At 70.8% G+C, this 11,634-nt stretch carries 9 protein-coding genes and 1 pseudogene; 5 read left to right on the forward strand and 5 right to left on the reverse strand.

Annotated features, from left to right (window positions below; genetic code table 11):
* Entirely contained in the window at nucleotides 1-1,041 is a 1,041-nt protein-coding gene (gene hemE, locus ACZ41I_RS13380) for a uroporphyrinogen decarboxylase (RefSeq protein ID WP_468514103.1), read from the reverse strand.
* A gap of 105 nt (nucleotides 1,042-1,146) precedes the next feature.
* On the opposite strand from hemE, the gene ACZ41I_RS13385 reads away from it, so the two are divergent.
* The 5 genes from ACZ41I_RS13385 (at nucleotide 1,147) to ACZ41I_RS13405 (ending at nucleotide 7,791) form a co-directional block, all read left to right on the forward strand.
* Nucleotides 1,147-1,824, forward strand: coding sequence for a DUF3000 domain-containing protein (locus ACZ41I_RS13385; protein ID WP_363218757.1), 678 nt, complete (start codon nucleotides 1,147-1,149; stop codon nucleotides 1,822-1,824).
* A gap of 289 nt (nucleotides 1,825-2,113) precedes the next feature.
* Complete coding sequence (locus ACZ41I_RS13390) at nucleotides 2,114-2,770, forward strand: response regulator transcription factor (RefSeq protein ID WP_069778144.1); 657 nt, start codon at nucleotides 2,114-2,116, stop codon at nucleotides 2,768-2,770.
* Nucleotides 2,771-2,903: 133 nt separating this feature from the next.
* Nucleotides 2,904-4,193 carry a ribonuclease D gene (locus tag ACZ41I_RS13395; protein ID WP_468514093.1) on the forward strand — a complete coding sequence of 430 codons (1,290 nt, stop codon included), beginning with the start codon at nucleotides 2,904-2,906 and terminating at the stop codon, nucleotides 4,191-4,193.
* A 254-nt stretch (nucleotides 4,194-4,447) separates the two neighbouring features.
* A complete protein-coding gene (locus tag ACZ41I_RS13400) occupies nucleotides 4,448-5,665 on the forward strand; it encodes a thiolase family protein (RefSeq protein WP_363218759.1) in 1,218 nt (405 codons plus the stop codon).
* Nucleotides 5,662-7,791, forward strand: coding sequence for a 3-hydroxyacyl-CoA dehydrogenase NAD-binding domain-containing protein (locus tag ACZ41I_RS13405; protein WP_468326571.1), 2,130 nt, complete (start codon nucleotides 5,662-5,664; stop codon nucleotides 7,789-7,791). Before ACZ41I_RS13400 ends, ACZ41I_RS13405 begins: the two co-directional genes overlap by 4 nt.
* 169 nt (nucleotides 7,792-7,960) lie before the next feature.
* Here the strand turns inward: ACZ41I_RS13405 and ACZ41I_RS13410 are convergent, their stop codons facing one another.
* The 4 genes and pseudogenes from ACZ41I_RS13410 to ACZ41I_RS13425 form a co-directional block, all read right to left on the reverse strand.
* Entirely contained in the window at nucleotides 7,961-8,977 is a 1,017-nt protein-coding gene (locus ACZ41I_RS13410) for a DUF8189 domain-containing protein (protein ID WP_363218762.1), read from the reverse strand.
* A 46-nt stretch (nucleotides 8,978-9,023) separates the two neighbouring features.
* Entirely contained in the window at nucleotides 9,024-10,082 is a 1,059-nt protein-coding gene (locus ACZ41I_RS13415; protein WP_399772597.1) for a hypothetical protein, read from the reverse strand.
* Between the two features lie 37 nt (nucleotides 10,083-10,119).
* Nucleotides 10,120-10,602 carry a poly-gamma-glutamate biosynthesis protein PgsC/CapC gene (locus ACZ41I_RS13420; RefSeq protein ID WP_351251157.1) on the reverse strand — a complete coding sequence of 161 codons (483 nt, stop codon included), beginning with the start codon at nucleotides 10,600-10,602 and terminating at the stop codon, nucleotides 10,120-10,122.
* Nucleotides 10,599-11,634 (reverse strand): annotated as a pseudogene (locus ACZ41I_RS13425) (poly-gamma-glutamate synthase PgsB); the annotation flags it as partial. The gene ACZ41I_RS13420 and the pseudogene ACZ41I_RS13425, both read right to left, overlap by 4 nt.

Here is an 11,634-nt window from a genome sequence, read left to right on the forward strand (position 1 = left end):
TCAGCCCGCGGTGGCGGTGTGCACGTAGTCCACGAGGCGGGTCAGCGCGTCCGGGTCGGTGTTCGGCAGGACGCCGTGGCCGAGGTTGAAGACGTGGCCCTCCAGGCCGGCGGCCGCGTCGAGCACCTCGCGGGCCCTGGCCTCGACGGTGTCCTTGCCGGTGAACAGGACCGTCGGGTCGAGGTTGCCCTGGAGCGCCTTGCCGGGGCCGACGCGGCGCTGCGCCTCGTCCAGCGGGATCCGCCAGTCGACGCCGACGACGTCCGCGCCGGCCTCGCCCATGAGCTTCAGCAGCTCACCGGTGCCGACGCCGAAGTGGATGCGCGGGACGCCGTAACCGGAGACGGCCTGGAAGACCTTCGCGGAGGCGGGCATGACCGAGCGGCGGTAGTCCGCCGGGGCGAGGGCGCCGACCCAGGAGTCGAAGAGCTGGACGGCGCTCACGCCGGCCTCGATCTGCACCTTCAGAAAGGCGGCCGTGATGTCCGCGAGGCGGTCGAGCAGGTCGGCCCACAGCTCGGGGTCGCCGTACATCATCGCCTTGGCGTTCTCGTACGTGCGCGAGGGACCGCCCTCGACCAGGTAGCTCGCGAGGGTGAAAGGCGCGCCCGCGAAACCGATCAGCGGGGTCGCGCCCAGCTCCTTGGTGAGCAGGCCGATCGCCTCGATGACGTAGGGGACGTCCTCGGGCGTGAGGTCGCGCAGCCGGGCCAGGTCGGCGCGGGTGCGGATGGGCTCCTCGACGACCGGGCCGACGCCGGGCTTGATGTCGAGGCCGACGCCGATGGCCTTGAGCGGGACGACGATGTCGCTGAAGAAGATCGCCGCGTCCACGTTGTGCCGGCGTACCGGCTGCAGGGTGATCTCGGTGACCAGCTCGGGCCGCATGCAGGAGTCGAGCATGGGGATGCCTTCGCGCACCTTGCGGTACTCGGGCAGGGAGCGGCCGGCCTGACGCATGAACCACACGGGGGTGTGCGGCACGGGTTCACGCCTGCACGCCCTGAGGAAGGCGCTGTTGTACGTGGCTGTCTGCTGCATGCTGTCGTTGGCGGTCACGTGGGCAAGTCTCGCACGACGGCGGCGGGCGACGGCGCGGGGTGTCTTGCCCTGCACAAGGCCTCGCTTCCCCTTACTCTTCCCCGCATGGCTGCGGCTCACGGACGAATGTCGGACAGCGCTGACGGAATGGACGACGTGAAGGACACCGAGGAGGCGGACCGGCGCGCGAGCACCTCGGGTCCGCAGGCTTTCCGGGCCGCGGTCGATGCCCTGCGCAGCAGCCGGCTGCGGCCGCAGGTCGAGGTGGAGCCCACGCCCGCACCGCAGCGGCTCGCCCCGTACGCGTACGCGCTGGAAGCCGTGGTGATCGACGGGGAGCAGGAGCTGGCCGACGGACGGCTGGTGCTGCTGCACGATCCGGCGGGCCATGACGCCTGGCGCGGAACGTTCCGCCTGGTGACGCTGGTGCGCGCGGAGCTGGAGCCGGAGATGGCGGCCGATCCACTGCTGCCCGAGGTGTGCTGGTCGTGGCTGACGGGTGCGCTGCAGGCGCGCGGGCTCGGTTACGGCGAGCCGAGCGGGACGATCACGCGCGCGAGTTCGCACTACTTCGGCGGTCTCGCCGACCGTCCGTCGGCCTCGCAGATCGAGATCAGGGCGTCCTGGACGCCCCGCGAGGGGCTCGCCGGGGTGCCGGACACGGCCTCCCACCTGGCCTCCTGGTGCGATCTGCTGGCCCAGGTCGCGGGCCTGCCGCCGGCTGGTCCGGGGGACGCCTCGGTGGTGACGCTGCCGCAGCGCAGGGGCCCGCAGCCACGGTGATCAGGTGAGCCGACCGGCGGGTGCCGGCGACGTCATCCGCATGGGCGCCTTATTGACCATCCCTTTGTCGATACGGCCACTTTCCGACGCGGAATCGCATCGTCTCGGGCCGACTCGATCTTCGGATGATCGATCGTGCGTCCGAATTGCGCAGATTGTTACTCACTAGATCGTGATCATTCTCTAAAGGCGGACGAGTTTGCTGCCGAAGACGACTGTGACCTTGAAAGCACGGTTCGTCCCGGCTTCATCCCCACAAGCCGGCCCCGTCCCCCACCCAGGAGGCCTGGTGTCCGTTCTCCTCGAGCAGCCCGCAAGCCTGGTCGCCTACCGCCCGAACAAACCGACCGCCATGGTGGTCGTGGCCGACCCGCGCGTCCGCTCCACCGTCACCCGTCATCTGTGGGCTCTCGGCGTGCGCGATGTCATCGAGGCCTCGTCCATCGCGGAGGCGCGCCCCCGCATCGGCAACCCGCGCGACATCTGCGTCGCCGACGTCCACCTGCCCGACGGCTCCGGCCTGACCCTGCTGTCCGAGACCCGCGCCGCGGGCTGGCCCAACGGGCTGGCCCTGTCCGCCGCCGACGACATCGGCGCCGTGCGCAACGCCCTGGCCGGCGGGGTCAAGGGGTACGTCGTCACCGGCACCCGGACCAACATCGGCCTGCCCGCCCGGCCCGGCGCCGCTCCCCTCGGCGCCGCCCGGATGCACCGCCGCCCCCCGGGTGCCCCGAGCCACCCGGGCGGCTACCGCGAGCTGTCCGGACGCGAGGTCGAGGTGCTGCGGCTGGTCGCGGAGGGCCAGTCGAACAAGGCGATCGGCGTCTCGATGGGCCTGTCCGCCCTGACCGTCAAGAGCCACCTCGCCCGCATCGCACGCAAGCTGGGCACGGGCGACCGGGCCGGCATGGTGGCCGTGGCCCTGCGCACCGGGATCATCCACTGACCCGTTCGGAGCGCGGCCGGTTCGCTCACGTGAATCGCACCGTTCACCGGCCTGACTGGTTTACGACCCTCCCACGCCCGTCGACGGAACGTTCCGGCGACGGGCGGCGTCCGCGCACGGATACCCTTGACAGGTGACCGACGCCCAAGAGATCGCAGCAGACAGCTCCCTGCGCACCACCGGAGGCACCCCTCCGGACGGCGCCGGATCTTCTGTGACGGGGGCGCCGACACCGCTGCTCGAACCCCGCGAGGGCATTCCGCCCGTCGTCGCCGACGCGACCGCGCTCGCCGAGGTGGTCGCCGCCTTCGCCGCGGGCTCCGGCCCGGTCGCCGTCGACGCCGAGCGCGCCTCCGGCTACCGCTACGGCCAGCGGGCCTATCTGGTGCAGTTGCGCCGCGAGGGCGCCGGGAGCGCGCTGATCGACCCCGTGGCCTGCCCCGACCTGTCCGCTCTCGGCGAGGCGCTGTCCGGCGTCGAGTGGGTGCTGCACGCGGCCACCCAGGACCTGCCCTGCCTGCGCGAGATAGGCATGGTCCCGACCCGGCTGTTCGACACCGAGCTGGCCGGCCGGCTCGCCGGGTTCCCCCGGGTCGGCCTCGGCGCGATGGTCGAGAACGTCCTCGGTTTCGTCCTGGAGAAGGGCCACTCCGCCGTCGACTGGTCGACCCGGCCGCTGCCCGAGCCGTGGCTGAGGTACGCCGCGCTCGACGTGGAACTCCTCGTCGACCTGCGCGACGCCCTGGAGAAGGAACTGGACCGGCAGGGCAAGCTGGAGTGGGCCCTGCAGGAGTTCGACGCCATCGCGACTGCGCCGCCGGCCGAGCCGAGGAAGGATCCGTGGCGGCGCACCTCCGGAATGCACAAGGTGCGGCGGAGGCGGCAGCTCGGTGTCGTACGGGAGCTGTGGGAGACGCGGGACCGTATCGCGCAGCGGCGGGATGTGTCCCCCGGCAAGGTGCTGAGTGACGCGGCCATTGTGGAGGCCGCGCTCGCCCTGCCCGGCAATGTGCACGCGCTGGCCGCGCTGAACGGGTTCGGGCACCGGATGGGGCGGCGGCAGCTGGAGCAGTGGCAGGCGGCGGTGGATCGCGCCAAGGCCCTGCCGGACGCCGCGCTGCCGCAGCCGGGCCAGCCCGTGACCGGGCCTCCGCCGCCGCGGGCCTGGGCCGACAAGGACCCTGCCGCCGCGACGCGGTTGTCGGCGGCCCGGGCGGGGGTGACCGCCCTTGCCGAGCGGCTCAACATGCCGCAGGAGAATCTGGTGTCTCCGGATACGGTTCGGCGCATCTGCTGGGAGCCGCCGAAGGTGCTGGACGCCGGGTCCGTGGAGCTTGCGCTTGCGGGGTACGGCGCGCGGCCGTGGCAGGTGGAACTGGTTGCGCCCGTGCTGATGAGTGCGCTGGCGGCGAAGGGCGCCTAGCCGGCGCCCAGCCGCCGTAGCAGTTCCCCGCGCCCCTTTCGGGGCGCCTCATCCGGTCGAAAGGGGAAGGGCACGTAGAAGTCGTTGCGGTCGGGGGCGGCGCCGCCCTGTCCGAAAGCGGAGCGCCACCGATGTGACCTTCACCGCTCCAGTCGCGGGGACTGGGCAGTCACGTTACTCGTAAGTAGCATGTCTCCTGAGCGCGCGCTCAGCGCAGCGCGGCAGTGCCATCCCGCATCTGGAGGAGAGCCATCGTGCCTCGTACCGTCAGGGACGTCGTCTTCGTCGACGGCGTCCGCACCCCGTTCGGCAAGGCGGGCCCGAAGGGCATCTACCACGAAACCCGTGCCGACGACCTTGTCGTGAAGGCGATCCGGGAGCTGCTGCGCCGCAACCCCGGTCTGGACCCGAAGAAGATCGACGAGGTCGCCATCGCCGCGACCACGCAGATCGGTGACCAGGGTCTGACCCTGGGGCGTACGGCCGGCATCCTCGCGGGCCTGCCGCAGTCCGTGCCCGGTTACTCGATCGACCGCATGTGCGCCGGCGCCCTGACCGCCGTGACGACGACCGCCGGTTCGATCGCCTTCGGTGCCTACGACGCCGTCATCGCCGGCGGCGTGGAGCACATGGGCCGCCACCCGATGGGCGAGGGCGTGGACCCGAACCCGCGGTTCGTCTCCGAGAAGCTGGTCGACGAGTCCGCCCTGTTCATGGGCATGACCGCGGAGAACCTGCACGACCGGTACCCGCAGATCACCAAGCTGCGCGCCGACGAGTACGCGGTGCGCTCGCAGGAGAAGGCCGCCAAGGCGTACGCCAACGGCAAGATCCAGCAGGACCTGGTGCCGATCTCGGTGCGCCGGACCAACCCCGAGAGCGGTGAGACCGGCTGGGGTCTCGTCACCGCCGACGAGCCGATGCGGCCGGGGACCACGCTGGAGAACCTGTCGGGTCTGAAGACGCCCTTCCGTGTGCACGGCCGGGTCACCGCGGGTAACGCGGCCGGTCTCAACGACGGTGCCACCGCGTCGATCATCGCGAGCGAGGACTTCGCCCGCGAGAACGGCCTGCCGGTGAAGATGCGGCTCGTGTCGTACGCCTTCGCGGGCGTCGAGCCGGAGGTCATGGGCTACGGCCCGATCCCGGCCACGGAGAAGGCCCTCGCCAAGGCGGGCCTGTCCATCTCCGACATCGGTCTGTTCGAGATCAACGAGGCCTTCGCCGTGCAGGTGCTGGCCTTCCTCGACCACTACGGCATCGCGGACGACGACGAGCGCGTCAACCAGTACGGCGGCGCCATCGCCTTCGGTCACCCGCTGGCCTCCTCCGGCGTCCGCCTGATGACGCAGCTGGCCCGCCAGTTCGAGGAGCAGCCCAACGTCCGCTACGGCCTGACCACCATGTGCGTCGGCTTCGGCATGGGCGCGACGGTCATCTGGGAGAACCCGCACTTCGAGGGGGACAAGTGAGCACCACCACCGAGCTTCTGAAGCAGGCTGCGGACCTGTTCCCCGACGAGGTCGTCACGAGTGCGCACGTACGCCACTTCGACCTGCCGTCCGGTGCCGGGCGCTTCGCGCTGATCACGCTGGACAACGGCTTCGACCACACCAAGCCGACCACCTTCGGCCCCGGCTCGCTGGCGAACCTGAACACCGCCATCGACCAGGTCGAGAAGGAGGCGGCCGACGGCGAGATCGTCGGTGTCGGCATCACCGGCAAGCCGTTCATCTTCGCGGTCGGCGCCGACCTCAAGGGCGTGGAGATCCTCAAGGAGCACGAGCACGCACTCGCCATCGGCAAGGGCGGCCACGAGGTCTTCAAGCGCCTGTCGAGCCTTGCCGTCCCGACCTTCGCCTACTACAACGGCGCGGCGATGGGCGGCGGCGTCGAGGTCGGTCTGCACTGCACCTACCGGACCGTCTCCAAGGCGATCCCGGCGTTCTCGCTGCCCGAGGTCTTCCTCGGTCTGGTCCCCGGCTGGGGCGGCTGCACGCTGCTGCCGAACCTGATCGGCGCCGACAAGGCCGTCTCGGTGATCATCGAGAACTCCCTGAACCAGAACAAGCAGCTCAAGGGCAAGCAGGTCTTCGAGCTCGGCATCGCCGACGCGATCTTCGAGGGCGCCGACTTCCTGGAGCAGTCGCTGATCTGGACCGCCCAGGTGCTCAAGGGTGACATCGAGGTCGAGCGTCCGGTGATCGACCGCGGTGAGGGCTGGGACCAGGCGGTCGCCAAGGGCCGCTTCATCGCGGACTCCAAGGTGCACGGCGCGGCCCCGGCCGCCTACCGCGCCCTCGACATCATCGCCGCCGCCAAGAACGGCGACCTGCAGCAGGGGTACGACGCCGAGGACCGGGCCCTCGCCGACCTGATCATGGGCGGCGAACTGCGCGCCGGAATCTACGCGTTCAACCTCGTCCAGAAGCGCGGCAAGCGTCCCGCCGGCGCCCCGGACAAGAACCTGGCCCGCCCGGTCACCAAGGTCGGTGTCGTCGGCGCCGGTCTGATGGCCTCGCAGCTGGCCCTGCTCTTCCTGCGCCGCCTGGAGGTGCCGGTCGTGCTGACCGACATCGACCAGGAGCGCGTCGACAAGGGCGTGGGCTACGTCCACGCCGAGATCGAGAAGCTGCTCGGCAAGGGCCGGATCAACCAGGACAAGGCCAACCGCCTCAAGGCGCTGGTCTCCGGTGTCCTGGACAAGGCCGAGGGCTTCGCGGACGCGGACTTCATCATCGAGGCCGTGTTCGAGGAGATCGGTGTCAAGCAGCAGGTGTTCGCGGAGGTCGAGGCGGTCGCCCCGGCGCACGCGATCCTCGCGACCAACACCTCCTCGCTGTCGGTGTCGGAGATGGCGTCGAAGCTGAAGCACCCCGAGCGGGTCGTCGGCTTCCACTTCTTCAACCCGGTCGCGGTCCTGCCGCTGCTGGAGATCGTCCGCGGCGAGAAGACCGACGACGCCTCGCTGGCCACGGCCTTCGCCGTCGCCAAGAAGCTGAAGAAGACCGCGGTCCTCACCAAGGACGCCCCGGCGTTCGTCGTGAACCGCATCCTGACCCGCTTCATGGGCGAGATCCAGAACGTCATCGACGAGGGCACCCCGGTCGAGGTCGCCGAGAAGGCGATCGAGCCGCTCGGTCTGCCGATGTCCCCGCTGGTGCTGCTGGAGCTGGTCGGCCCGGCGATCGGTCTGCACGTCTCCGAGACGCTGCACGGCGCGTTCCCGGACCGCTTCAAGGTCTCCCCGAACCTCAAGGCGGTCGTGGAGGCGGGCAAGCGCGGCTTCTACGTCTACGACAGCGGCAAGCCGGAGCTGGACCCGGAGGTCGCCGCGCTGCTGAAGCAGGGCGATGTCGTCCTGACCGAGGAGCAGGTGCGGGCGCGGGTGCTCGACGCGGTGGCGCAGGAGATCGGGCTCATGCTCGACGAGGGCGTCGTCGCCGAGGCCCAGGACATCGACCTCTGCCTGATCACGGGCGCCGGCTGGCCCTTCCACCTGGGCGGCATCACGCCGTACCTGGACCGCGAGGGTGTCTCGGAGCGCGTGAACGGCAAGAAGTTCCTGGCCCCGGGCGTGGCCAGCGTCCCGGCGTAACGCTTGACCGGTGAACGCCGGGTGCCCGCATTCCTGTCGGGGTGCGGGCACCCGGCGTTCCTGTGTGCCGGGTCAGAGCGCGCACCAGGGGACACGGCAGACGTGCGGGGCCGTGCCCTCGGGGCACAGGGCCCCGATCACCGACTCGCGGACGGCGCGCCAGCCTGGTTCAGACCTGCCGCCACGCCTCCAGCGCCAGACCCGGCTCGTCCTTGCGGCGCGTCAGCAGCAGTTGGCCCGTGGACGGGGACAAGGCTGCCGCCGCCACCCGGCCGTCGGCATCCGTGGTGAGGCACACCGTCGCGTCCACGGGCAGGATCGGGCCCGACTCGGTCCACCAGGCGCCCGCCGACTCCAGTTCGGTCGGGTAGGCGGCGAAGGCGACACGGCCGCCCGCCGAGCGCTGGGCGAGCAGGGTGCAGTCGTGGCCGTCGAGTTCGCAGCGGATCGCCGCGACCGGGCCGGGGCCCGCCGCGGGCAGCAGGACCGCCGGCTTGCCGCCGGGGCGCCAGGCGCACAGGTCCCCCGAGGTGTCCGTGAAGAAGACCGTCGTGCTCTCGGGTGAGGTCGCGAGGGCGCGCAGTGTGCCGGGGCGGACCGGGGCCTTCAGCGGCTCCTGCATGACCGGCCGGCCGGTCGGCTCCTCCTGGCGCCAGTGCAGGATGCCGTCGGGTACGGCCGCGTACACCTCGACCCTGCCGGACTCCCCGGTCACCGCCGCCAGGCCGTCCTGGACCTTGCTGCCGCGCAGGTCCCGCCAGGGCTCCCAGCCGCCCTTCTCCATCTGGACGATGTGGTGCACCCCCGCGCCGTTGTTGCGGACGAACACATGCGCGCGGCCCTGGGCGTCGACGGTGACGGCCGGTGTGCCCGTACGGTCGCCCTTCTTCTTCGGGTGACCGATCGAGTTCCAGTCCAGGGGCGCGAGCAGCGGCCGGAAGTGCGTGGAGTGCACCAGGCCCGACTCGCCCTCGGCCGTGGGCCGCCAGGCCACCAGGTGGGCATAGCCGTCCGCGCCCTGGCCGACACCGACCGAGGGGTGCAGCAGCTGATCGCCGCCCACCTTCCGCGGGTCGGTCCAGGGGCCGCCGGGAGCGCGCTCCGCCCGCACCAGGACGGTGTCGCCCGACAGCTGATAGACACTGAGCCGGCCGTCGCGGCCGCGCTGGAGCCAGTCGCCGTTCACCGGTTCACTCTAAGCCGTGGGCCCGCAGCGCCTCCCGCCCGCCTGCTCACAGCCGCTTCGCGCTGCGGAACAGCTTGGCGTAGAAGCCGTTGCCGTCGAGGCGCGAGACACCGCCCTGGTCGCCGATGGTGGGTCCGTTCTGCTCCTTGCGGCTGGAGATGAAGACCTTGTGGCCCTCGGTGTCCGGGCCGAGGTAGATCGCGGAGTGGTCCATGTGGTTGGCGGTGCGGTGGTCCATCTTGAAGAACAGCAGGTCACCGGGCTGCAGGACGTCGATGTGCTGCGGCCGCACGTACCAGGGGCTCGGGCCCTGGAGCTTGATGACGTCGACGCCCTCCTTGCCGCGGGCCATGCCGTCGGCGGTGCGCGGCAGCCCGTCGCCGTGGATGTTGTCCGACATCAGGGGGTAGCGGGCCCGGTAGCCGTAGACCAGCCGCAGATACCCGGAGCAGTCCACGGCGCGCAGCCGGTCCTTCTGCGGGTACATCGTGACCCCGTCCCGGAAGGTGTACGGGATGCCCAGGTAGTCGTAGAAGTCGGTCTGTTCGTAGCGGTCGACGCCGTCGGCCTTGAGGGGGCCGTAGGTGGCGTGGCCCGCGTACTGGACGCCCTGGTCGTCCTTCTTGGCCGGCGCGCCCTGGATGTACGAGAAGGCGAAGGCGAAGACGTCGTCCTCCTCGCTGCCGTAGTACTGCTTGAACCAGTCCTTGAACCACTGCTGCTTCTCGGCGCCCTTGGTCCAGGTCTCCGGCATCAGACGCACCCAGTCGTCGGTGACCACCTTGGTGGTGGTGTTGGCCGGTTCGGTGAAGGTCCGCGTCGGGCCCTTGAGGGTGGCCGTACGGGCGCCGTCCGTGAAGGTGGCGATGACGGCGCCCTTGCCGTCGCGCAGCACCGAGCGCGCCGGGTTGTTCAGCCGTTCCCAGGTCTGCTTGCCGGTCGCCTTGCCGTTGCCCGAGCTGTTCAGGTTCTCGGTGATCGTCTGGGCGGCCGGGAGCTTCGCCTGCTCGTCCTTGCGCAGTTCGTAGGTGAAGTACGCGCTGCCCGCGAGCAGCGCCAGGACCGTCGCCGCGTGGAGGACGGGGCGGCCTTTGCGCTTCGGCATGGTGGAGGCTCCAGGGGTACGTGAGGTACGGAAGGGTTCAGGCGGTCGGCATGGCGCCCAGGAGGATGCCGGCGGTCAGGACCACATAGGTGGCGAGCGAGACCGACGCGACGGACAGCAGCGTCGCGCCCTTGGGCTGGCGGACCAGCTGGTAGCCGATCAGGCCGGGGACGATGAAGCCGAGCGTCTGGTTCGCGTACAGCAGCGGGAACTCCATCTGCAGCACGATGATCACGGTGGCCTGGATCAGCACACCGCTGAGCACGACGGCCGCGAAGAGCCGCTTGCCGTACAGGATCACGAACTTCTGCATGAGCAGCGTGGCGAGGTAGGTCAGCACGGTGACGCCGATGACCAGGGCGGCACGCTGGAGGTCCTCGATGAGGGTGAGCGCGAGCCAGCCCGGGGTGATCATGCCGCCCGGCGACAGATTGGTCGTCAGGTAGCACATGAGCGAGAACATCAGGCCCAGGCCGATGCCGATCGCGGCGATCTCGGGGGTGAGGACGGAGGGGATCAACGCTGTTCTCCTGGGCTGTGCCACTGCTGGCTGTCGTCGGCGGAAGGCTGGGGCGGGACGCGGGGTTCGAACAGCCCGCGGGGCTGGCCCGCATCGGCCGCCCGGCCGCTGTCCGCGGGTGCCTGGGGCAGGGCGGGCAGGGGCCGGCCGCCCCGGTCCGGCTGGGGATCGGTCCAGGTGCCGTGCGACTGCGCGTGCTCGTGTCCGGTCCGGTGCACCGGTTCCTGGTGCGGGTGGGGGTGCGCGCTGTCGCGCTGCCCCGGGAGCTGGGGGACGTACGGCTGCTGGTGCTGCGCGTAGCGCGACTCGTACGCCTCCGAATAGTGCTGGTACGGGTCGATGCGGGGCGCGTACAGCTGCATGGTCTCGGAGGGGTCGACCGCGGCGGGCGCCGTCTCGGTCCGGCCGGCCGGGGCGGCGGGCGCGGCGGCCACCGGTTCGTCGGCGCTGTCGTCCGGCGGCAGTTCGGCGAGGTGCTCCAGCAGGATCTCGCCCTGGCCGTGGATGTTGCCGATCGCGACCATCGACGAGTCCGGGCCGAGCATGTCCAGCATCTTGCCCATGAACTCCTCGGGGTCACGCTTGTCGCCGCCGAGGTCGACGGCGCGCGAGCGGAACTCGGCGGGGATGGCGTCGATGGCGGACTTGGCCGGGTGGCCGATGACGAAGACCCGCTCGGGGTCGAGGTCGGGGATGATCTCGCCCATCTGCCCGTTGCGTTCGACGCGGTCGGGGCGGCAGTTGATGACCACGTTGAGCGGGCGGTGGATGGCGCCGAGGTCGAGCAGCTGGTTGATGTTCATCAGCGTCGACTCGGGGTCGTTGGCCGCGAAGACGTTGGCGAAGCGCAGCTTCTTGCCCTCGGGTGTCCGGTAACGCTCGACGGAGAGGACACCGGGGTCCGGCGGGGCGTCGTACATGCCCTGCAGGGCCGTCCCGCGGTCCACGCCGAGGAGTTCGGCGACGGCGAGGGCGATGGCCACGTTCTCCTTGAAGGTGAACCAGCTGAAGCCGCGCAGCTCCTCGTCGGTG

The organism is Streptomyces sp. NPDC030799 (assembly GCF_055572255.1).